Source organism: Ruegeria sp. CH10, assembly GCF_056537125.1.
Window position 1 is genome coordinate 1 of record NZ_JBQFQY010000007.1, and the last position, 22,303, is coordinate 22,303.

Genomic DNA, 22,303 nt, shown 5'->3' on the forward strand with positions numbered 1-22,303 from the left:
AAAGAACACCTGGCGCGGGGTGGAGCAGTCCGGTAGCTCGTCAGGCTCATAACCTGAAGGTCAGAGGTTCAAATCCTCTCCCCGCAACCAAAATCCAAACAGCCCGTTCGATCTACAAACAGTCCACTGGACTGTTTGCTCGACGATCAAACCTCGTCAGGCTCATAACCTGAAGGGTGACGAGGAAAATAGTAAGCGTTGCATCTGACCCCCAAATTGGCGTCTTCCGGCATAGGCATCTATCGATCAAGAGCACAGGCATACATACCTAGTAGCGAAACCCAGGCAGCGACTACCGCGTTGTGGTTGGAAGCACGAATGTAGTTTCTGATCGCAAACGAAATGAATAATGAAGCCGAAACCATCGAGCGAACGAATGCTGGCTTCTTCGTTTTCGGTCTTTTCTTAGAAATGGCCAAAATTGCATCGAGGGAACTCGACAGCAACTCCATGTCAGGCTGATCTCTCCCGTCCACGTTGTACATACGGATAAGGTTTTCATGTACAGAGAAGTCATTCGGCCAAAAGTCCCCAGAGTGCTCGATTGCCCAAGCCAGCATTTGTCCCCTAGACACTATTTCCAACCGCTGGTTGGGATGAAAGCCACGACGCTCTAGGTCACGGTTCATATCGTCAATGGCTCTTTGAACTTCTTCCTCAACTTCACCATTTGTCACCAACACGCATTTGTGGGGTGAATCTGGAACTCCGGCATAGACGATTGGTTGCTCAACAAGCTCTGTAAGTTGTGGTTTGATGTCCCGAAACTGACTTAATGTCAGCCGTGATCCAGGATTACCTTTTAGCTGATACGCACAAGGCGTCCCATCAGAGTCGATTGTTATTACGTCTTTCCCAAATTCTATCGGCGTGTGGCGGGTTGAATGAACAATTGTATGACCCTCGCCTACCAGCATTTGCAGGAACGCCGACTGATAGCCACGCTCTCCTATGCTATCCAACCAATGTTCGATTAGCTTCTCGATCACGCCACTCAAGCCTCTTCTTTTCAATTATCTTTTGTTGTTCCTTCTCAAAGTTTTTTGCCGCGGGGTCATCAATTAGTTCCTTAATTCGCGGCTCCATGGCTGGGCTAATCATCATCGTTGGCATCCTTGGGTTCCCGTCTGCGTCGAAATCAATCTGTATGGTTTCCAGAACTTCCAAGATCATTTCGTGAGAAAGCGGTTGCCCGCCTCCGTCCACGACGTTTCCGGTCTTCTTTGTGGTTTCTTGCATGACCTCAAAGAACATCTTCTCGTGGTCAGATGCCATCGCCTCTGCAACGGGGAGAAAACACTGGAGAATTTCGTCGAGGTTGGCATACAGTACGGTCTTGCTGGGGATTTCAGATTCAGCAGAAAACTCTCGAATCTCGGTTTCATCCTCCTCGCCATTGGGCCGAACGATGGCCGAATTGTGCCCTTCAAATAGACGATGCCTGGTAATCTCGCCCATGGCCGGAGCTCGGGCCCTTGTGGCGTTCTCAACGAACCTGCTTACGAGGGTCTCTAGCTCTTCCTCAAGTTGAGGTATGGTTTCCTGCAAAAGTACTTTCCTTAAAGACTTAAGTATCGAAAACAGATTGCTCTAAATGCCTGCGTTGGTCGAGGGTTCATTTCGTTATGTTGTTGCTAGATCGTCCGACAGACGGCCCAAGAAGTGCCGATAGGCAATGTCCGCTGTGGGTTGCGACCCGCCAAATGCATCCGTAGCATCCAGTTGGTGTGGCAATGACAGCTCAGGGCTCGTTTGGCGCGTTTGATGCTTTAAAAACAATCACGGTTGAAAAATTGCGGTCAAGAGATCAGTGTAAAGCAACAAAATGCAGGCGAGATTATTGTGCCTGAAAACTCTGAAATTGTTCGATTTAATGCCCATGATTTCTAAACACAACACTCCAATGAGCCTTAGAGACTGGTTGGGTTTTACCAGTTCTCCAAACTATGCCAACGCTAAGCCATTGGGGAGAGTGCTGGGCAGCTTGTTGCTTTTGTTTGTACTCCTTTTGGTTGTATCTGTTCTTGTGGTACTTGCGGATTTTTTTCAGGCGAGCTTAAGGGTCGGTCCCTACAAGAACGACGCGGATGGATCTGCTATACGCAACATTGGTCTTGTCCTCGCCGCACTGATCGGTGCGCCCTTCATCATTTGGCGCACAATTGTCGCTTCGAAACAGGTTGCGGTCGCGGAAGAATCGCTCTTCAACGAAAAAATCAGCGCCGCTCAGCAAGGCTTAACGGCACGCCACGAGATTTCTCATGTTCAGAATGATGGCGAAGGTCAACAGATTGTCGTTAATGAGTGGGTTGACGACTTGGTGACGAGGGCTGCTGCTTTAGATACTCTTGAAGGCTTGGTCGCTGAGAGGCCTGAAGCTGCGCCACGTATTGTCAAAATTGTTGCCGCTTACGTTAGAGGGACATTCCCGGCCAAAAATTTAATTTTTACGGAGCCGCCCTTTGACAGAAAAACGCCTCGGTTAGATTTGCAGAGAGCAGTTGACGTTATTGGCCGAGTTCACAGAACAGCTGTGAAAGTTGACACCGGTAAATGGCGACTGGATTTGCGGAAGTGTGACTTTGATGGAGTCAATTTTCAGGAAGGGTATTTTTGGGCATCAGATTTTAGCGGTAGCCGATTTGAAGCAAGCTTTCTTGATGGTGGAGTGTTTGAGGGATGTCGCTTCATAGATACGCTTCTTAAATTTGCTTCATTCAAAAAGACAAATCTTGTTGGCGTACGGTTTGATGTGGCGATAATCAACCGCCCGGAAGCGCCACCACATCAGTTTGTCAGTAGTATTAATCTCGGCAATATCAGGGGCGCATCTTTCATAAAGGCAGATATTTCAGCACTGCACTTTCTTGGGACGAAGGCAACACTTCCTACAACATTCGGGACTCAGGACACGCAGGTTTCTGTCACGTTACGCATGCAAATGCCGGATCCCGGCAAGCACTCGAACGTAGTTACGCGGCGGTTGGCAAGCTCAGAGAACCCTCTTGATGCAGCAGAAGTTGCGGAAACGCAGGAAGTAGACGCAACCGGTTTCCAAAACTGGGCCCCTTGGGCTTCGTCAGATATGTCGACCTCTTTTTTGTTTGAGAACCACCTGGAATCGTTGGGTATGAAGAAGTGGCCGTACTGGTAGATGAGCAAAGTCCGAAAGCACGATCGATGGCGGCAATGGGTTCAGTGCCACCACTGAATACTTATGCAGCGAAGGACTGTTATGGGGGCGATCCACAAAGTACATTGCACACTCGGTACCAACGACTAAGTTGAAACAAAGCAGAGTTGTTTCATCCAATTGATCCTATATTTTTTGTAAGATATGAAAAATTTTGATGCCTCAGATTGGGAAATCCGACTGTCCAATGCTTTGAGCAGACTTGCAAAAGTCCAAGACAGTTTCTTGCGAGATTATTGGGAAACCAATGGGTATCCGGTGCAGTGTACCTTCAATGGAAAGGACGAAACTCCATTTCCGACAGAGGCCTACTACCAAGTCTACAATGATGCATTGACCGCCAAACAGTGCGATCAAAGGCGATACTACAAGCCGCTAGTGGAGGCGCTTGCACCGGTAAGATCTCTTCTGCGCATCCACCCAGCATTTGCTTCGATACTCAGGATGCAGCTTGGACCTGAAGTTGTTCATGTTGGAATTTTGAACGGCAGCACCTACACTGACGTCGCCCAACTCATTTCTGGGGTGATGGCTCGACAATATTACCGATCCAACAAAAAATTCCTGAACACTGTCCAGGAGTTAAATTCTTTACTGTCGCTTGCGTCGCGACATGCGACCTCGCCCTTGAGTAGTGATTTCGACTTGGGCTTGGATGTCGATCTGTTTTACGGCGTAGAAGTTCCGCATAAGATCGAGCTAGGCAATGGCTTCTTTATCGCGCCCTTCGCTGAATTGCGTGACTACATTGAGCCAGAATGGTTTCGAAATCGAGCGCCGGATCAAGTAGAGGCACGGAATCTAGATTTGTTTTTTGGCTTTGCATCACCATTCCGCTGGCAGCCCGAAATCCGCCATGTAAATGCTCGCATCCCCGACAGACCTCCGAGGGATGTGCCTCCTTTGTTTCATCGCAAAAGCGCCGAATTTGCGGAACTTTTGTCGGTTGTTTTACGGTGCGCGATTACTTGGGTTTACGATTTTCCGGGTACCGTTCACAAGTCTAGCACGCAACTATTAGGGCAAGATCAAAAGGTGACATCGCCTCGCGCTGGCGAATTTGTTGGGAACTTTCACGACCCATTCCAAAAACGTAAGGCGGCAGATGTTGACCTGATTCTAGAAGCGGTAAACTTGTTCTCGAGAAAGAGCGAAACAGAATACCCGACTGTCGCCCCGCTCATCCACCGGCTCGCTGAAGCGCAACGAACATTTGGCAGATACGCGAAAGAAGATCGAATACTTGATCTAGCGATCATCTTTGAACGTTTTTATCCAGAAGAAAGTACACGTAGCAAACAATTGAGTAAGAAGGTTTCGAGAGCATTGGGTGGCAGTGACGCTGAGATCGCGAAGACAGAAGAGGCCTTCAGACACTTTTACAAAGTTCGCAGCGCTTTAATCCACGGAGCAAAAAAGGAAAGTGACAAGGATCTATTGCAGGAAATCGACGTCGCATTGGAAAACGGCTTTAGATTCGCACGAGCTTTGTTGTTGAATTCTATCTCGTAAAATCCTCGCAGAAAAATACCTAGCTCTTTGACAAGAACCGTTTGAGGATCGTTCAGGCAATCAGTGACCGACTGTTTTGGGCTGTGATCAGCCGAGTGCGCTCGCAGCGGTCACCTCGGACGGCTATCCTAACCGACGCCGCTCAGAGGCCAGTTCTTTCATCCTTGTGCGCAGTTCCGTGTCGGCAGGGCGCTTCGACGTGCGCCGAGACACACGCGGATCGATCCCGGCCAGCGCGCAGGCGCGTCGTTGATTGTAGCCCTTGGTCTTCATCGCCCAGTTCACAGCATTCCTCCTCGAACCGGGCTTCAGAAGTTTTTTCCGAGCATCTCTTTCAGCATCGCCACGTCCATCATCTGCTCAGCCAGCATCTTCTTCAGTTTGGCGTTCTCAGATTCCAGCGTCTTCAGCCACCGAGCGTCGGAAACCTCCATGCCGCCATACTTGGATCGCCACTTGTAGAAGGTCGCATCGCTGATCCCATGCTTGCGGCACAACTCCTTCGCGCCAAGCCCAGCCTGGTGATCCATCGGAATGCCAATGATCTGCTCTTCGCTGAAACGGCTTCTCTTCATCGTCTGTCTCCTCAGTTGGAGAACAGGCTAATCTCAAATCGAGGGCATTTCAGGGGAGCAGGTCATCTGCAATGAAGTTCCCATTCGTGCATTTTCCCCAAGGCACCGATCATCGACAGGTTCATCATCGACCGCGTCTTGGCACCGATGACGATCATGCCAATGCCGACAAGGCCAATGATGGGGGCAAGAAATTGGGCGAGATAAAAGAAAAAACGCATAGGGTTTGGATGCTGTTTTAAGTTGGCAAAAATGTGACGGGCGGAGTTGAGGTGGAAATCGCCTGTTACTTGGGGTCGGGTTCAATTTTTTCGACAAAAATAGTCCGTGATTTCAGAGCTCTAATCAGCTCTACGGGAAACCCCCAGTATCGAAAGAAATCAGGTTCCGTTAACCGTAACTTATCGAACGGAATACTCGGACGATACCACTTTTCCCCTGTGGGGGGCTGGCTACTTACCCCCTCGGCCGGCCCCTCATTAACGGGATGGTATGCATGCTGCGCTATGCGCTTTTCCCCAGAGATAGCAATACATCGGTAACGATCCCGGGCAATTCCGAAGCAGCGTCATAGGTGGCTGTGTGCGGAATCTCGGTGATTGGCGACTTACGGTACCCTTCGGTAAACAGAAGAAATGGGACTTCTGCCCGCAGCGCGGTTTCCGCGTCCACTTCGCTGTCTCCAACAAAAAGGAACGGGCCGGTTTGGGGGACAGCGGCAAAGCTGGCTTGCAGGTGGCGCGGATCCGGTTTGCGGTTGGTTACGCTGTCACCGCCAAGAACGGCATCGAAGTATTGCGAAAGGCCCAGAGCCTCAAGAATATGGCGCGCGGGGGCTTCGGGCTTGTTGGTGCAAACGCCCATCGCGCAGCCCATGTCGCGTAGCTGCTCAAGCGCCTCAATCACGCTGGGATAAACAACCGTTTGATCGCTGGCGGCGTTGTTGTAGTGGGTCAGCGTTTGCTGTGTCAGCTCGACATGCTTTTCCAATGGCAGGGTGCAATGTAAAATCACCCGCTCAACCAGCTTTGGCAGGCCGTTGCCCACAAACTGCTGAATCTGAGACAGGGGTAGGGGTGCTACCTTTTGATCCTCTAGCATTCTGTTCGCGGCGGCGGCCAGATCGGCAATGCTGTCTACCAGTGTTCCGTCCAGATCGAACATGATGGTTGCGCTCATGGGGGCCTCATGGGGGTTGCGATAGGGTTTTGCGGCAATCTGCCGGATATTTTCACGAAATAACAGCGCTTTGGTGAATCTGCTCGAACAGGTCTTGACATACCTGACTAAATTAATCAGATTACAGGCCAAGACGACAGCCAACCCCGGTCGGGTCAGCCATGTGACGAAAAAAAACGCGAACAGATTCAGGTATTTCGCTCGAGACCCTTTGGAGTTGTCCCGATGAACATGCAAAACACAGATACCAGCCAAACCTATGCCGTCTCCATGCTGCCCTCGCACAAGGCAGAAGATCTGACCAAGGGTGGAAACCTGGCCCATATCGAGTTGGGTGACCAGCTGTATACGCTGCGCATCACCCGCGCCGGTAAGTTGATCTTGACGAAATGAGCAGGTCCTCGCCCCGTGGCGGTGCAGCCGTTGGCCGACTTGCAGACCTAAGCCCTGTTGAGGCAGGTGCCGTAATGTATTTGCGGCTATGGGGCGAAGGCGCGCAGGGCCGCGCAGATGCCGCCAGCGACTTTGAGATCGCGCTTGGCCTGGAAAGCGGGCGCGCTGCGATGCTAACGCTGGATCGGCTGTGCACGCTTTGTGCGCATCACGGTCGACGTCCCTTGATCCGTCATGGGTTGGGATGTGCGTGCCTGGGTGCGGATGAGAATTGCTTTGCGCAGATGATCGCTGCAGCCTCAGAGGGTGCGCGCGAAGACGCCATGATGATGGCTTCGTTGATCGTACGGGCGGACTTTGCGCCCGCGCTGACCTCATTGTCCGAAGAACTTGGGCTGACCCTGCGCCGTATGACGGCCTCTGTCCCGATGCCCAGCACCGGACACCGACCCCCCGCAGCCGTGCTGCATTAAGCAGCAGGCAAGCGCTAAACCCCGGCCCCCCTCGTGCCGGGGTTTTTTATCAGCAGCATCCGCAACCGGCGTGATGGTGATCATGGTCGCAGACCGGCACCGGGGCAAAATCACCCACCTCGGACAGCACATCGCGCAACGCCCACAGGATCATGTCCACATCTTCGGCCTCGATCGTCAGAGGCGGGCGGATTTTCAGGATATTGTCTCTGGGCCCTTCGCTGCCGATCAGGATACGATGATCCCGCATCCGGTTCTTGACGTATTTGCAGATCTCGGTGCCCTCGGACCCGTCCGGGTTGATCAGTTCGACACCCAGGAACAGGCCCATACCGCGCACATCGCCGACGCAGCCGAAATCGGCCTCGATCTTGCGCAGTCCGTCCATCAGGCGGGCCCCCATGGTGCGGGCGTTGTCCTGCAGCCCTTCGTCATCGACGATGTCCAGAACCTCTTTCCCGATCCGGCAGGACAGGGTTGATCCGCCGAAGGTCGAAAAGAACTCAATCCCGTTGTCAAAGCTGCGGGCGATGTCCTCGGTGGTGACAAGCACGCCCAGGGGGTGCCCGTTGCCGATGGGTTTGCCCATGACAACGATGTCCGGCAGCGCGCCCTGGTGTTCAAAACCGAAGTAATATTCGCCCAGACGCCCAAGCCCGGTCTGCACTTCATCGGCGATACAGACACCGCCCGCGGCACGGATTTTCTCGTAAACCGCCGGCAGATAGCCCTTGGGCGGGATGATCTGCCCCCCGACCGAGGGGAAGGTCTCGGCGATGAAACCGGCGACACCGTGCCCTTTGTCTTGCAAGGCGGCAATCGCAGGGTCCACAAAATTCGCGAATTTTGTGGCGCGGTCGGGATCGTCGCGCCTGAACGATCCGCGATAATCGTCGGCCACCTCAACCAGTTCGACCCAATCGGCCTGACCTACCCCGCCGGGCTTGTTGAACTTGTAGGCCGAGATCGCAACGGCTGCGTTCGTATTCCCGTGATAGCCGTGATCCGGGGTTACGATCCCCATGGCCCCGGTATGTGCGCGGGCCAGCCGCAGCGCCAGCTCATTCGCCTCAGTGCCGGAATTGACGAAGAAACAGACCTCCAGATGATCCGGCAGTTTCGACAGAATCTTATCTGCAAAAGCGGTTTGCGCCGGGTGCAGATAGCGGGTGTTTGAATTCATCCGTTTCAACTGATCCGCCGCCACAGCCTGAATGCGCGGATGCGCGTGGCCCACATGAGGAACGTTGTTATAGGCGTCCAGATAAGGCCGCCCCCATTCGTCAAACAGGTGATGTTTCCACCCCCGCACCAGCATCACCGGATCATCGTAGGTCAGACTGAGATTGCCGCCGAAATGGTCTTGCCGCCCCTGCAGGATCGCGTGTTTGTCGGTCGGCTGATAAAACACCTTGTCATCGGGCAGGTTCAGCAGAGCCGCCGGGTTGGGGCAAACCGCATGCCACAGCTCCATCTCATCCGGGTCGCCCACGCCGGGCCAGTCGTTTTGCATCCCGTCGGTGGTCAGGGCCAGCTGGAAATGGACATGCGGGGCCCAGCCGCCATTTTGACTGGCATCCCCCAGCTGCGCAAAGGCGGCCCCCTGTGCCACCGGGTCGCCCGGTTTCAGCCGGTCGCAGACCTCGGGGTCCAGATGACCATAGAGCGTATAGAACGGATCGCCCTCGGGGGTTTCGTGGTGCAGGATCACCACGCCGCCATAATCCAGATGCGCATCCCGGTTCTCGATGGCTTCAACCCGACCGCTCATCGGCGCGTGCAGCACGGTGCCAGCAGGGGCAAACACATCTACGGCCAGATGCACGGTGCGCCGGTCAGAGGCCTTCCAAGGGCCCTTGCGGAACCCGGGCTCGGCGTAAATCAGGCGGGGTTCGTTGTAGTAGCCCAGCCATAGGCCCTCGCCAAATTCCTCACCCACGCGGGCGGCTTCTTCGAGGGGCATATGAAACGGGTTCTGGGGCCAGACAGAGTTCTCAACAGACAATGAGCCCATGAGAACATCGCTCAGGTCCTGGCCAAACATCGGGGCGAATTGGCCGCGATGCTCGGACAGATAGGCATGGATACGCTCGGCCCCATCGGTGACAGGCAGACCGCAGGCCGCGCGCAGCCGGGCCGCCATCAGGCTGCCATTGACGTCCGCGTTTTCAAGGAACCGCCAGGCCGGGGCCTGACTGATCGTCACATAGGGGTCATCGGGGTTGTCAGCCGCCATCAGGGTCGAGTTCACCACCGACACCGCCAACCGCATCCGCAGCAGTGGCCAGATCAGATCAACCTCATCCGCGCGCAGCCGGTTGGCCGCGTGATAGCCCCGCACCAGCGCGGCCAAAGCACGTTCCGGCTTGGGATGATCCAGAACGATATACGCCCCACAAATCGCCAGATCACAAACGCGCGGAGAGGCACACATATCCCCCAGATCAATCAGGCCCGAGACGGTCTGACGCTGCCCCAGCTCACCTTCGACCAGAACATTGTAGTCATTGGCGTCATTGTGGATGGCCTGTTTGGGCAGCCCCTCAAGCCGTTCTGAAATCGCACGGAACCCATCGCAAATGTCAGCCAAAAGCGCCCGCCGCGCAGGGTCGGCAATCGCGTCCAAGCGGTCCGTGATCCAACCGGCTTGCAAAATGTCCCATTTGAAATCCGCCCGATGCAGCCCGTCATGGGTGAACCGCTCCAGCGCCTTGTCCGTCGCCCCCAGAACACGCCCCAGTTTCAGGATCAATTCCTCAGATTTCGGCGCGGCCTTGGCATAGCATTGCCCCGGCAAGCACTCCAACAACCAGACCAGGTGCGTCTGACCCTGCTGATCCGCGATTTCAGGCAGCAGCTCTCCGTTCAAATCCGCAAACACCTGCGGAAACGGCAGACCCGGTGCGGCGCTCGCCAGATGCGCCAGCGCCTTCACCTGCAGATCAACGAATTCCGCCTCGCACCCCGCGCGCATGACCTTCAGCACATAGTCCTGACCATTCGTGGCCCGCACCATGAAATTCAGATCATACTCACCATCCAGCCGCGATAGCTTGGCCTCCAGCCCCCAGTGGTTGCGCAGGGCACCCGCCCAGAAATCCGCCATGCCGCTCATGCGATGTCCAATCCCTCTTCCAACGGGATCCCCTTCATCTGTCTAAAAATATCCTCGGGGGGAATCGCGCCCAAGGCGCGATGGGGGGCAGACAGCCCCCCTGACCCGTTACCCCAAAGCGCGCAACCGCTTGATCAGCGAAGAGGTATCCCATCGTCCGCCGCCCAGCTTCTGCACATCTTTGTAGAACTGATCGACCAAAGCCGTCACCGGCAGCGACGCTCCGGTCTCATCCGCCGTATCCAGACAAATGCCCAGATCCTTGCGCATCCAGTCAACGGCAAAGCCGTGATCGAAATGATCATCCAGCATGGTTTCATACCGGTTCGCCATCTGCCAGCTGCCAGCCGCACCCTGACTGATCACCTCAACGACCGCGCGCCCGTCCAGCCCGGCTTTCTCGGCAAAATGCAGCGCTTCGCTGAGGCCCTGCACCAGACCGGCAATGGCAATCTGGTTGCACATCTTGGTCATCTGGCCCGCGCCACTGTCGCCGATCCGGCGGCAGATCTTGGAATAGACCTGCATGATCGGTTCAGCCGCGTCATAAGCCGTCAGGTCCCCACCGCACATGATCGACAACACGCCGTTCTCAGCCCCGGCCTGACCGCCCGAGATCGGGGCATCGACAAAGGCGATCCCTTGGCTTTGACCCGCCTCATACAATTCACGGGTCACTTTCGCCGACACGGTGGTGTGATCGACAAAGGTTGTACCCTCGGCCATGCCGTGAAACGCGCCATCCGCGCCGGTGCAGACCATCCGCAGGTCGTCGTCATTGCCAACGCAGGCCATGACAAATCCCGCGCCCTGAGCCGCCTCTTTCGGGGTGGCCGCCATCGCGCCGCCATGCTGGGCAACCCACGCTTCGGCCTTGGCAGCAGTGCGGTTGTATACGGTCACCTCATGACCGGCCGCCTGCAGGTGTCCTGCCATTGGGTAGCCCATGACGCCCAGGCCCAGAAACGTAACTTTTGCCATTTGGTGATCCTCTCTGCTGTCCGGTCCCTTACTGTTCGGCGGGCCGGATTGTCAGGCAGAGACAAAGCAAAGCTGCGCACAAAGAGCAACCCCGCGTCAGGCTTTGCCGCCCAAATCCTGCAGGATCGGGCAATCGGGGCGGCCATCGCCCGCGCAGGCGTCGATCAGATGGCCCAGCGTGTCGCGCATTGCATTGAGATCGGCGATCTTGGCCTCGATCTGCGCCAGATGATCGCGTGCCACTTTCTTCACATCGGCACTGGCGCGGCTTTCGTCTTCGTAAAGCGCCAGCAGGGTGCGGCAGTCTTCGATGGTGAAGCCCAGGGCGCGGGCGCGACCCAGAAAATTCAGCTTATGCACATCCTGCGTGCGAAACTGGCGGTACCCGTTGTTGTCGCGCAGCGGTTTGATCAGGCCGATATCCTCGTAGTAGCGGATCGTTTTGGCGGGCAGGCCGGTTTGAGTGGCAACTTCTCCGATATTCATGGCGTCACCTTTTGCGTGCTGTGATCCTGTGGCACCTCGGGCAGGCTGGCGCGGACGCGGCGCAGGCGCAGCGCGTTCGAGACGACAAAGACGCTCGACAAGGCCATCGCCCCGGCAGCCAGGGCAGGGGACAGAAGGTGGCCGCTGAACGGGTACAGAACCCCGGCGGCCACCGGGATCAGCAGGATGTTGTAGCCGAAGGCCCAGCCGAGATTCTGGCGGATGTTGCGCATGGTGCGGCGGCTGATCTCGACCGCATTGGCCACGCCGCGCAGGTCGCCGGACATCAGCACCACATCCGCCGTCTCAATCGCCACATCAGTGCCGGTGCCAATGGCCACCCCGATATCCGCCGCCGCCAGAGCAGGGGCATCGTTGATCCCGTCCCCGACAAAGGCAAGCGTTCCGTGCTGCTCGCGCAGCGCGGTGATTGCGGCCAGTTTGCCATCCGGCAGAACCTCGGCCGTGACGTGGTCGATACCCAGACGGTTGGCCAGCGCCTGTGCGGTGCGTGCGTTGTCTCCGGTCACCATCGCCAGCGTGACACCGGCCGCATGCAACCGTTCCAACGCTTGTTTGGTGCCGGGTTTGATCGGGTCCGAAACCGACAGCAAACCCGCGGCCTGTCCGTCAATGGCAGCAAACAGCGGCGTTGCCCCTTCGCTGGCGCGGTGATCGGCCTCGGCGGTCAGGTCGGACAGATCGATACCGTTCTGCGCCATCAGGCGCGGGGACCCGATCAGCACGTCGTGGCCCTCGACCGTCGCGCGAACACCCAGCCCGGTCATCGATTGGAACGCGGACAAGGGCGGCAGGTCCGCCGGCCCCGCGCGGGTGACCGCCGTGGCAATCGGGTGCTCGGATTGGGATTCAACCGCGGCGGCCAGCCGCAGAACGGTGTCACGGTCAAACCCGTTCACTGGCGTGATACTCTCCAGCTCGGGCCGCCCAAGTGTGAGTGTCCCGGTCTTGTCCAGCGCGATCACCCTGGCCTGTTGCAACTGCTGCAAGGCATCGCCTTTGCGGAACAGCACGCCCAACTCTGCCGCACGTCCTGTGCCGACCATGATCGAGGTTGGTGTAGCCAGCCCCATGGCGCAGGGGCAGGCGATGATCAGAACGGACACACCGGTCACCAGCGCCATCGGCAGGGCCGGGGCCGGGCCAAAGATCAGCCAGACCGCAATGGTCAGCACGGCCACCGCCATCACGGCAGGAACGAACCAGGCGGTGATCCGGTCGACCAGCCCCTGAATCGGTAGCTTGGCCCCCTGTGCCTGCTCAACCATGCGAATAACCTGCGCCAGAACGGTATCTGCCCCGACGCGCGTCGCCCGGACACGCAGCGCGCCGGTTCCGTTGACAGTGCCGCCCACAACCTGATCACCCTGCGCCTTGCCGACCGGAACAGGCTCGCCCGTGATCATGCTTTCATCGACATAAGAGGTGCCGTCCAGCACGTCGCCATCCACCGGGACACGCTCACCGGGGCGGATTTGCAGGATGTTGCCAACGGTGATTTCTGCGATAGGACGATCGACGAAAGACCCATTCTGTTCGACCCGCGCGGTTTTGGGCTGCAACCCAACCAGCTTGCGGATCGCGGCACCTGTGCGGCCCTTGGCGCGCGCCTCCATCACCCGGCCCAGCAGGATCAGAACCACGATGACCGAGGCGGCCTCAAAATACACATTCGCACTGCCCTGCGGCAGAATCTGCGGGGCAAAGGTTGCCGTGACCGAAAACAGGTAGGCCGCGCCGGTGCCCAAAGCCACCAGCGCATTCATATCGGGCGATCCGCGCAGCAGGGACGGGATGCCCTTGGCATAGAACACGCTCCCCGGCCCCAGCAGCAGGACCGAGGTGAGCGCGAATTGGATCAGGTGACTGGTCTGCGTGCCAATTGTCGCCTGCACCCAGTGGTGGAAAGCCGGGATCATATGGCCGCCCATCTCCAACACGAAAACCGGCAGAGCCAGTATCGCGGCGAATGTGGTGGCCCGTGTCAGCGCATGTGCTTCGCCCGACTTTGTTGACGCGGATGCGGTCTCGGAGCCATCCGCGATCTGCGCCGGATACCCTGCATCCGCGCATAGTTTCGCCAGCGCCTGCGGGTCTGTTGCGCCGTCGAGATAGGTGAGAGTCGCGGTCTCGGTCGCCAGATTGACCTGCGCATCGACCACCGCCGGGTTGGCCGTCAAGGCGCGCTGCAACCGCGACACGCACGAGGCGCAGCTCATGCCGTCGACTTTCAAGGTCGTTTGCCGCGTCGCCGCCGGATAACCGGCTTGCGTCAACGCGTCTGTCACAGCGCTGACAGGCCCCTCAAAAGTAACCTGCGCAGTGTCCGTCGCGAAATTCACGGATGCGTCTGAGACTTCGGGCACAGCCTGCAGCGCACTTTCCACCCGTCCGACGCAGGACGCACATCCCATACCGGTGATTTTCAACTGAGTTGTTTGCGGCGTGGCCATGCGACTCATCCCGTGGAGGTTGTCACCTCCCACATGAGGGTTCCAGTCACGGGAAGGTCAAGAGGGGATCGCAGATTTCTGTATCTCCGCCTGCGCTCTTAATCGTCCGAAAGCCGGTCCAACAGCAGAGAATCTTGTGCAACAGGTGGTGTGCTGCGCACCGCCTCGGGCGAGGCAAAGAATGACAGCATCAGCCCCGAGATCAACAGCAATGCGCCGATCAGATACAGGGCGGCTTTGTTGAGTGCTGAACGCAGCATGGATCGGGCTTCCTTTGTCTGATGCGAGGTCAGGTCTGTCTTGCCAGTTGTTGTTTCAATTCTTCGTTCTCGGCCTGTAGCTGCGCTAATTGCTGACCCAGCGCGTTCAGATGCGGGCGCAGTTCGGCCTCGGTGTAGCGCGGGGTGATGTGGCTGGGGCAGTTCCAATCCAAAGCATCGACCCGAATGATCGCGGCGCGTTCGGCTGGGGCCTGCGCGCCCTCGGGGTATAGGCTTGCCGCAGCGGCCTCACCTTCGGTGAAGGACACCCGCCCCAGAATCTTGAGACGCCGCTGGTTGGCGTAATCCATCAGGATCATCGCAACCCGGTCATTGCCGTCCAGATTCCCGCGCGAGATGTACTGTTTATTGCCCGACAAATCGGCGTAACCGATGGTTTGCGGCCCCAGAACCTTCAGAAAGCCGACCGGCCCGCCGCGATATTGCACATAGGGCCAACCGGTTTCCGAAACAGTGGATTGGTAAAAGCCATCCCGCGCCTCGATAAACGCTTTTTCGGCAGGACCGATTTGATGGCCCTGCTGCGGCCCGCCCTCAATGAACTTGGCGTAGGTTTTGGCTGATCCCATCCGTCCCTGATGTGCAAGGACCGCCGGGGTAAAGGTCAGCTCGGAAAAGGCGCGCGGCATGGGGTGTCCTTTTACAGTCCCAGATCGGACAGGCCGGGATGGTCGTCCGGGCGGGGGCCTTGGGGCCAGTGAAACAGGCGATCACTTTCCGCAATCGGCAAGTCGTTCAATGAGGCATGCCGCATGGCCATCCGGCCATCTTCCGCAAATTCCCAGTTCTCATTGCCGTAGGAACGGAACCACTGGCCGCTGTCATCATGCCATTCATAGGCATAGCGCACGGCGATCCGATTGCCTGAAAAAGCCCAGAGTTCCTTGATCAGCCGATAGTCCAGCTCCTTGTTCCATTTGCGTGTCAGAAACGCATGGATATCTGCGTGACCGCTCAGGAATTCGGCCCGGTTCCGCCATTGGCTGTCCTCGGTATAGGCCGGGGTGACCACATCCGCATCGCGGCTGTTCCAGGCGTTTTCAGCCATACGAACCTTTTGCGTCGCGGTTTCCTGCGTGAATGGGGGCAGAGGAGGGCGGCTCATCACTTGGTCGTTCACGTCAGGGCGGCTGCGATCATGGCAAGGGTCAAAAGAACCGGGACGTATTGTGGGGCGAACAGGCTGGCGTGACGTCTCATCATACTTCTCCAAAGGTTAACAGATCGGTACATCTTAAGATCAATGTGTACAGATCGGTAAGGTTTTGCAAGTCCTATTTTGAAACTGTTAGCGCTTGAACTTTGTGTGGCTGCAAATTATGTACTGATCAGTACACTTAGGAGCCCGTATATGCGCCCCAACAAACGAGATGAGCTTGTCGAAAAAGCCCTGCAGGTGTTTTACCGCGATGGGTTTCATGCCACCGGGATGGACAAGCTGGTCGTCGAGACGGGTGTCTCCAAGACCTCGATGTACAAGCATTTCCGCACCAAAGAGGACTTGATCCTTGCTGCGCTGAAACTGCGGGATGAGAGTTTTCGCGCCGATTTCCTGGCCCGTTTGGATGAGCTTGCCGATACGCCCGCAGGTCAGATCATCGCCAGCTTTGACGCGCTGGGCGAATGGTTCAGCGAAACTGACTTTCGCGGCTGTATGTTCATCAAGGCCGGCGCAGAGTATCAGGACAAGGATCATCCGATCCACAAACAATCGGCTGAGCATAAGCAGATCATGCTGGATCATTTCACCGACCTTGCCCGTAAGGCCGGCGCGCCCGAGCCTGAGGCTTTGGCGTGCCAGATCGTGTTGTTGCAAGAGGGCGCGATTGTTGCTGCGGTCTTTCTGAAATCCTGTGACTCGGCGCGGGGGGCAAAGGCGGCGGCTCATGTCCTGCTGGAAAAAGCACTCTCCTAATCAGGTCTCATCGGTAAAAAGACGTTGCGTAGCAAAGCGTCCCGCGCATTGGATTGGACGGCTTGCCCAGCTACCTTTGCTCTCAAGAGACAAGGGGAGGATACGGCATGTCGCTCTTTACCACGACCGCCAGTTGGGTGACCGAAGAACATCGGATGTTTTCTGAGATGGCAGACCGGTTCATGGAAGACGAACTGGTGCCCAACGTAGAACGCTGGATCGAGAATGGGGCCGTTGACCGAGACATGTGGCGCAAGGCGGGCGACATGGGGTTGATGGCCGGAGCCATCCCCGAGGCTTATGGCGGTGTCGGTGGCGGCATCGGGTTTGATGCGGTGACGTTGTACGCGCAAGCCTCGCACGGGGATTGCGGATGGGGTTACGCGATCCAGTCCATCGTCATCCACTACATCACCGCCTATGGCAGCGAAGATCAAAAGCAGAAATGGCTGCCGCGCTTGGCTTCGGGTGAAATGGTGGGGGCTTTGGCGATGACCGAGCCGGGAACCGGGTCTGATGTTCAATCCATTCGCACAACGGCGGATAAGGATGGTAATTCTTACCGTTTGAACGGGTCCAAGATATTCATCACCAATGGCCAGTCGGCGGATTTGATCCTTGTGGCGTGCAAGACGGATAAAACGCAGGGCTCCAAAGGGGTCTCTCTGATCGCAGTCGAAACCGATGGCGCTGATGGGTTTCGCAAAGGGCGCAACCTGAAAAAGCTGGGGATGAAGGCCAATGACACGGCCGAGCTGTTCTTTGAAGACGTCAAAGTGCCGATGACGAACCTCCTGGGGCCCGAGGAGGGTCGGGGCTTTTATCAGATGATGAAGCAATTACCGTGGGAGCGTCTGACGATTGGTATCGGCGCGCTGGGCGCGATTGATTTCGCCATCGCTGAGACAGTGAAATACACGCAAGAGCGGAAGGCTTTCGGGCAGCGCGTGATGGATTTTCAGAACACCCGCTTCAAACTGGCTGAATGCAAGACCAAGGCCGAAGTGCTACGCAGCTTTGTCAATGATTGTGTCGCACGGCTGGAGGCAGGTGATTTGGATGCGTCGACGGCTTCGATGGTGAAATACTGGGGATCAGAGGTTCAGAACGAAGTCATGCATGAGTGCCTTCAGCTGTTTGGTGGTTATGGGTTCATGATGGAATATCCCATTGCCCGCCTATACGCCGATGCTCGGGTCCAGATGATTTATGGCGGCACGAATGAGATCATGAAAGAGCTGATCGCCCGGTCAATCGACACCTGACCAGGGCCCGGCGGCGCTCCCGCCCGTCGTCGACGTTTCTGGCGAAACATCTCCTCCCGTTGGGCCAGGCAGGCGCGGGCGCAGCCCGCGCCTGCCTGGCCCCCTGCCGTCCGCAGGACGCAAGGCCGAAGGCCGCGCAGGTTTGTTGTGAGAGGTTAAGGCCGGTTTGCTTGGCTGACTTGTTCTTGCAACCAAGAACGAAAGGACTTCAGCGGCTCGGACTCCGCTCGGGATTGAGGCCAGACAAGGTAGAAATCTCCAAGGCTCACTTTCGGGCCTGGCCATGCCGACACAAGCCGGCCTGCTTTCAGATCAGCTTCGACCAGATAGCTGGGCAGCAGCGCAATGCCCAATCCATGGATCGTCGCCTGACCCATGGTTGAGAACTGGTCAAACAGCATACCACTTACCCCCGTGACCTCTTTCCCTTGCGCCGCGAACCATTTTTCCCAGGCATCGGGCCGGGTTTCCAGATGCAGCAAGGGCGCCGTCTGCAGCCATTCAACGCTTTCGCCTTCGTCTGGCCGCAGTTCAGGAGCACATACGGGCAAGACCTCTTCGCGCATGACCGGCAGGTAATTGACCCCGGCCCAGTCGCGCTGGCCAAAGTGAATGGCGGCGTCAAAACGCTCGGTTTCGAAGTCAAAGGGTTTTAGGCGCGTGTTCAGGTTGACGGTCACTTCGGGGTGGCTGCGGGCGAAATCCTGAAGCCGTGGGGCCAGCCAGTGCATGCCAAAGGCGGGCAGGATGGACAGGTTGAGCGATCCCCCCGTCGGATTGGCCTTGAGCTTGAGCGAGGCTTGCGCCAATTGGGTCAGCGCCGTTCGCGCGACCGCGACATATTCCTTGGCTGCGGGGGTCAGGTGCAGCCGCATCTGGCTGCGTTGGATCAGGTCGACGCCCAATTGCTCTTCCATCGACTTGAGCTGTCGGCTGATCGCGCTTTGGGTCAGCGACAGCTCATCTGCGGCGGCAGATGCACTGCCAAGGCGGTCGACGGCCTCAAGCGCCAGCAGCGAGGGGATCGAGGGCAGGAACCGGCGGGGCGCTATCATATGATGAATCCTCATACCTTTCGGATGGAATATCACTGGCATTTACCCTGCGCCAGACCGATATACGTGCAGGCCTTTCTTTTGGGTGACCCACTTTGACGCCATGTGTTACCCCGGATACAGCCGACGAACTGAGATCACGAGAAAATCGGGAAACAGACTATGGATCGCGCCCAGATCGTTCACGAAAATTTTCTGACACGGGTGGCCGAGGGTACGTTGCCCGAAGGCGCTGCCCCGCGACCGGGGCTTAGCAATGCCGATGCGGTGTCGCTGTTCCGGTCGCAGGTCCTCAGCCGGGCGCTGGACCGGACCAGCCGTGCGATGCAGAAGGCCGGGCAGGGGTTCTATACGATCGGCTCGTCGGGGCATGAGGGAATGGCGGCGGTGGCCCACGCGCTGCGCCCGACCGATATTGCGTTTCTGCACTACCGGGACGCGGCGTTCCAGATCGCCCGGTCCGAACAGGTGCCCGGCCAGCAGATCGCCTGGGACATGTTGCTGAGCTTTGCCTGCTCCAGCGAAGACCCGACCTCGGGCGGGCGGCACAAGGTGCTGGGGTCCAAGGCGTTGACGATTCCGCCGCAGACCTCGACCATCGCCAGCCATCTGCCCAAGGCAGTTGGCGCGGCCTATTCGCTGGGGGCTGCCCGGCGGCGCGCCCCTGAGCATCGCGAATTGCCCGAGGACGGGATTGCCATGTGTTCCTTTGGGGATGCCTCGGCCAATCATTCTACCGCACAGGGCGCGATCAATACCGCGGGCTGGACCAGCGTGCAGTCGACACCGCTACCGCTGTTGTTTGTGTGTGAAGATAACGGGATCGGTATCTCGGTCAAAACGCCCAAAGGCTGGATACAGGCATCCATGGAACATCGTCCGGGGATCAAGTATTTTCAGGCCAATGGTTTGGACATTTATGAGACCTACGCGGTGGCGCAAGAGGCCGCCGACTACGTGCGAACCCGCCGTAAACCTGCCTTTTTGCATCTGAAAACTGTCCGTCTTTACGGACATGCAGGCGCGGATGTGCCGACCACGTATCTCTCCAAAGCCGAGGTTGAGGCGGATGAGGCGAAGGATCCGCTGCTGCATTCGGTGCGATTGTTGGATCAGGCTGGCGCATTGTCACCCACAGCGGCGTTGCAGATTTATAAGGACACCTGCGCCCGGACCGACCGCATCGCGGCCGAGGCGGCGACACGTCCGCATCTGGCCAATGCCGAGGAAGTTGTGGCTAGCCTGATTCCGCCGAAACGCCCCTGCAAACCCACCAACGGCCCCAGTGCCGAGGCGCGGGCCAAGGCGTTCGGCGGAGACATGCGGGCGATGGACGACCCGCAGCCCATGAGCCGCCTGATCAACTGGGCGCTGACCGATCTGATGCTGGAACATGGCGAGATCGTCTGTATGGGCGAGGATGTGGGCCGCAAGGGCGGCGTTTATGGCGTCACCCAGAAGCTGCAGCAGCGCTTTGGCCCGGATCGGGTGATCGACACTCTGCTGGACGAACAGTCGATTCTGGGTCTGGCGATTGGTATGGGACATAACGGGTTTGTTCCGATCCCCGAGATCCAGTTCCTCGCCTATCTGCACAATGCCGAGGACCAGATCCGGGGCGAGGCGGCGACATTGCCGTTTTTCTCGAACGGGCAGTTTTCTAACCCGATGGTGCTGCGGATTGCGGGGCTGGGTTATCAGAAGGGGTTTGGCGGGCATTTCCACAACGACAACTCGCTGGCCGTGCTGCGCGATATCCCGGGTGTGATCATTGCCTGCCCATCCACAGGTGCGGATGCGGCGCAGATGATGCGGGAATGCGTCCGGCTGGCGCGTGAGGAGCAGCGGGTGGTGGTGTTTCTGGAACCCATCGCGCTTTACCCGATGCGGGATTTGCATGGGGCGCAGGATGGCGGGTGGATGACGACCTATCCGTCGCCTGATCAACGCATCGCGCTGGGCGAGGTCGGCGTGCATGGGGACGGCACGGATCTGGCCATCGTGACCTATGGCAACGGGCATTACCTGTCGAAACAGGCGCTGCCCGAGCTGGAGGCGGCGGGCATCAAGACCCGCATCATCGATATGCGCTGGCTTGCGCCCTTGCCGGTCGAGGCCCTGCGCGCGGCCACCAAAACATGTGCACATGTTTTGGTTGTTGACGAATGCCGCCGCACGGGCAGTCAGTCCGAGGCGCTGATGACTTTCTTCGTCGAAGAAAGTCCCGCCACCCCAATCGCGCGCGTTGCGGCTGAGGATTGCTTTATCGCCACGGGGCCGGCCTATGCCGCGCCGCTGCCGTCGAAGGACGGCATCGTGGCCGCCGCCCTGAACCTGATCGGATGCCGCGCATGACCCGCACCGCTGTTGTGATCTGCCCCGGACGGGGCACCTATAACAAGCCCGAGCTGGGCTATCTGCATCGCCACCACGCACAGCGCATGGACCTGTTTCAAAGCTTCGATGCCGTGCGCGCGGCGGCCGGGCAAGAGACAGTCACCGCTCTGGACGGGGCCAGCCGGTTTACGGTCAGTACGTATTCGCGCGGCGATGTGGCCTCTCCGCTGATCTATGCAGCGTCTCTGGCCGATGCGCAGGCGCTGGCCGAAGATATTGAGGTGGTCGCCGTCACCGGTAACTCGATGGGGTGGTACATTGCGTTGGCCACCGGGGGTGCCCTATCGCCCGAGAACGGGTTCCGCGTGGTGAATACGATGGGCACGCTGATGCAAGAGCAGCTGATCGGCGGCCAGCTGGTCTATCCCTTTGTGGGTGAGGATTGGAAGAACGATCCCGCGCACAAGGCCGAGCTGATAGCAGATGTGGCACGCATCAACGCATCAGACGGGTGTGATCTGGCCCTGTCGATCGATCTGGGCGGGATGCTGGTTCTGGCGGGAAATGATACGGGTCTGCTGGCCTTTGAGGACGCCCATCCCAAGATACAGGATCGGTTCCCCATGCGGCTGCCCAACCATGCGGCGTTTCATACCAATTTGCAGGCGCCCGTCGCCGCTGAGGGGCGCAAGCGGCTTGGGGCAGAGATGTTTGGCCAGCCCGCGCGCCCTCTGATCGATGGGCGGGGTAAAATCTGGTGGCCGGGCGCGACGGATACGCAGGCGCTGTGGGACTATACTCTGGGCCATCAGGTGACTGAGGCTTACGATTTCACCCGCGCCATCCAGACCGCCGCGCGGGAATTTGCGCCGGACCTGTTCATCGTGACCGGGCCGGGGGCGACCCTGGGCGGGGCTGTGGCGCAATCGCTGGTTCTGGCCGATTGGAAGGGGATGTCTGACAAAGCGGCGTTTCAGACCCAACAGGACGCACAGCCGTTTTTGATCGCCATGGGCCGTGACGATCAAAGGGCGCTTGCAACCGGCTGAGACCGCCCCGATGATCCGCG

Annotated in this window: 19 protein-coding genes, 1 tRNA gene and 2 pseudogenes; 9 read left to right on the forward strand and 13 right to left on the reverse strand. The window is 57.9% G+C overall.

Going from position 1 to position 22,303, the window contains the following annotated elements; genetic code table 11:
* The first annotated feature begins 13 nt into the window (after positions 1-13).
* Positions 14-90 (forward strand) — tRNA-Met (locus tag ACRZ94_RS17740).
* Positions 91-239: 149 nt separating this feature from the next.
* Here the strand turns inward: ACRZ94_RS17740 and ACRZ94_RS17745 are convergent.
* Both ACRZ94_RS17745 and ACRZ94_RS17750 read right to left on the reverse strand, forming a co-directional pair.
* Positions 240-998 (reverse strand): hypothetical protein, encoded by a 759-nt coding sequence (locus ACRZ94_RS17745; protein WP_480797958.1) that lies wholly within the window; start codon positions 996-998, stop codon positions 240-242.
* Positions 955-1,548, reverse strand: a complete 594-nt coding sequence (locus ACRZ94_RS17750) for a hypothetical protein (protein WP_480655764.1) — start codon at positions 1,546-1,548, stop codon at positions 955-957. Before ACRZ94_RS17750 ends, ACRZ94_RS17745 begins: the two co-directional genes overlap by 44 nt.
* 292 nt (positions 1,549-1,840) lie before the next feature.
* Here ACRZ94_RS17750 and ACRZ94_RS17755 point away from each other — a divergent pair, with 292 nt between their 5' ends.
* Both ACRZ94_RS17755 and ACRZ94_RS17760 read left to right on the forward strand, forming a co-directional pair.
* Complete coding sequence (locus ACRZ94_RS17755) at positions 1,841-3,154, forward strand: pentapeptide repeat-containing protein (protein ID WP_480797959.1); 1,314 nt, start codon at positions 1,841-1,843, stop codon at positions 3,152-3,154.
* 183 nt (positions 3,155-3,337) lie between these two features.
* Entirely contained in the window at positions 3,338-4,705 is a 1,368-nt protein-coding gene (locus ACRZ94_RS17760) for a hypothetical protein (protein WP_480655768.1), read from the forward strand.
* Between the two features lie 126 nt (positions 4,706-4,831).
* On the opposite strand, the pseudogene ACRZ94_RS17765 reads toward ACRZ94_RS17760, so the two are convergent.
* From ACRZ94_RS17765 to gph, 3 genes and pseudogenes are all read right to left on the reverse strand, one after another.
* Positions 4,832-5,280: pseudogene (locus ACRZ94_RS17765) on the reverse strand (transposase); the annotation flags it as partial.
* Between the two features lie 65 nt (positions 5,281-5,345).
* Positions 5,346-5,447: pseudogene (locus tag ACRZ94_RS17770) on the reverse strand (carboxymuconolactone decarboxylase family protein); the annotation flags it as partial.
* 337 nt (positions 5,448-5,784) lie between these two features.
* Positions 5,785-6,459: a phosphoglycolate phosphatase gene (gene gph / locus ACRZ94_RS17775; protein WP_480655770.1), complete on the reverse strand. Its 675-nt coding sequence runs from the start codon at positions 6,457-6,459 to the stop codon at positions 5,785-5,787.
* A gap of 225 nt (positions 6,460-6,684) precedes the next feature.
* Between gph and hemP the strand changes: the two genes are divergently transcribed.
* Positions 6,685-6,852 carry a hemin uptake protein HemP gene (hemP, locus tag ACRZ94_RS17780; RefSeq protein WP_480655772.1) on the forward strand — a complete coding sequence of 56 codons (168 nt, stop codon included), beginning with the start codon at positions 6,685-6,687 and terminating at the stop codon, positions 6,850-6,852.
* The gene (locus tag ACRZ94_RS17785) at positions 6,849-7,325 is read left to right on the forward strand and encodes a hypothetical protein (RefSeq protein ID WP_480797960.1); all 477 of its coding nucleotides are present in this window, start codon (positions 6,849-6,851) and stop codon (positions 7,323-7,325) included. The genes hemP and ACRZ94_RS17785 overlap by 4 nt, the downstream gene beginning before the upstream one ends.
* A gap of 49 nt (positions 7,326-7,374) precedes the next feature.
* On the opposite strand, the gene ACRZ94_RS17790 is transcribed toward ACRZ94_RS17785, so the two are convergent.
* The 7 genes from ACRZ94_RS17790 to ACRZ94_RS17820 form a co-directional block, all read right to left on the reverse strand.
* A complete protein-coding gene (locus tag ACRZ94_RS17790) occupies positions 7,375-10,440 on the reverse strand; it encodes an aminotransferase class III-fold pyridoxal phosphate-dependent enzyme (RefSeq protein WP_480797961.1) in 3,066 nt (1,021 codons plus the stop codon).
* Positions 10,441-10,548: 108 nt separating this feature from the next.
* Positions 10,549-11,421, reverse strand: a complete 873-nt coding sequence (locus ACRZ94_RS17795; RefSeq protein ID WP_480797962.1) for an NAD(P)-dependent oxidoreductase — start codon at positions 11,419-11,421, stop codon at positions 10,549-10,551.
* 96 nt (positions 11,422-11,517) lie between these two features.
* Positions 11,518-11,907: a Cu(I)-responsive transcriptional regulator gene (gene cueR / locus ACRZ94_RS17800; protein ID WP_480655780.1), complete on the reverse strand. Its 390-nt coding sequence runs from the start codon at positions 11,905-11,907 to the stop codon at positions 11,518-11,520.
* A complete protein-coding gene (locus tag ACRZ94_RS17805) occupies positions 11,904-14,381 on the reverse strand; it encodes a heavy metal translocating P-type ATPase (protein WP_480797963.1) in 2,478 nt (825 codons plus the stop codon). The genes cueR and ACRZ94_RS17805 overlap by 4 nt, the downstream gene beginning before the upstream one ends.
* Before the next feature lie 98 nt (positions 14,382-14,479).
* Entirely contained in the window at positions 14,480-14,641 is a 162-nt protein-coding gene (locus ACRZ94_RS17810; RefSeq protein WP_480797964.1) for a hypothetical protein, read from the reverse strand.
* Between the two features lie 29 nt (positions 14,642-14,670).
* Entirely contained in the window at positions 14,671-15,291 is a 621-nt protein-coding gene (locus ACRZ94_RS17815; protein WP_480655785.1) for a pyridoxamine 5'-phosphate oxidase family protein, read from the reverse strand.
* An 11-nt stretch (positions 15,292-15,302) separates the two neighbouring features.
* Positions 15,303-15,767 carry a nuclear transport factor 2 family protein gene (locus tag ACRZ94_RS17820; RefSeq protein WP_480797965.1) on the reverse strand — a complete coding sequence of 155 codons (465 nt, stop codon included), beginning with the start codon at positions 15,765-15,767 and terminating at the stop codon, positions 15,303-15,305.
* Between the two features lie 246 nt (positions 15,768-16,013).
* Here ACRZ94_RS17820 and ACRZ94_RS17825 point away from each other — a divergent pair, with 246 nt between their 5' ends.
* Both ACRZ94_RS17825 and ACRZ94_RS17830 read left to right on the forward strand, forming a co-directional pair.
* The gene (locus ACRZ94_RS17825) at positions 16,014-16,577 is read left to right on the forward strand and encodes a TetR/AcrR family transcriptional regulator (protein WP_480797966.1); all 564 of its coding nucleotides are present in this window, start codon (positions 16,014-16,016) and stop codon (positions 16,575-16,577) included.
* Positions 16,578-16,684: 107 nt separating this feature from the next.
* Positions 16,685-17,842, forward strand: a complete 1,158-nt coding sequence (locus ACRZ94_RS17830; RefSeq protein WP_480655790.1) for an acyl-CoA dehydrogenase family protein — start codon at positions 16,685-16,687, stop codon at positions 17,840-17,842.
* Between the two features lie 155 nt (positions 17,843-17,997).
* On the opposite strand, the gene ACRZ94_RS17835 is transcribed toward ACRZ94_RS17830, so the two are convergent.
* Complete coding sequence (locus ACRZ94_RS17835) at positions 17,998-18,897, reverse strand: LysR substrate-binding domain-containing protein (protein ID WP_480797967.1); 900 nt, start codon at positions 18,895-18,897, stop codon at positions 17,998-18,000.
* 162 nt (positions 18,898-19,059) lie between these two features.
* Between ACRZ94_RS17835 and ACRZ94_RS17840 the strand changes: the two genes are divergently transcribed.
* Positions 19,060-21,252, forward strand: coding sequence for a dehydrogenase E1 component subunit alpha/beta (locus tag ACRZ94_RS17840; RefSeq protein WP_480797968.1), 2,193 nt, complete (start codon positions 19,060-19,062; stop codon positions 21,250-21,252).
* On the forward strand, positions 21,249-22,283 hold the full coding sequence (locus ACRZ94_RS17845; RefSeq protein ID WP_480655795.1) for an ACP S-malonyltransferase: 1,035 nt from the start codon (positions 21,249-21,251) through the stop codon (positions 22,281-22,283). The genes ACRZ94_RS17840 and ACRZ94_RS17845 overlap by 4 nt, the downstream gene beginning before the upstream one ends.
* Positions 22,284-22,303 lie beyond the last annotated feature (20 nt).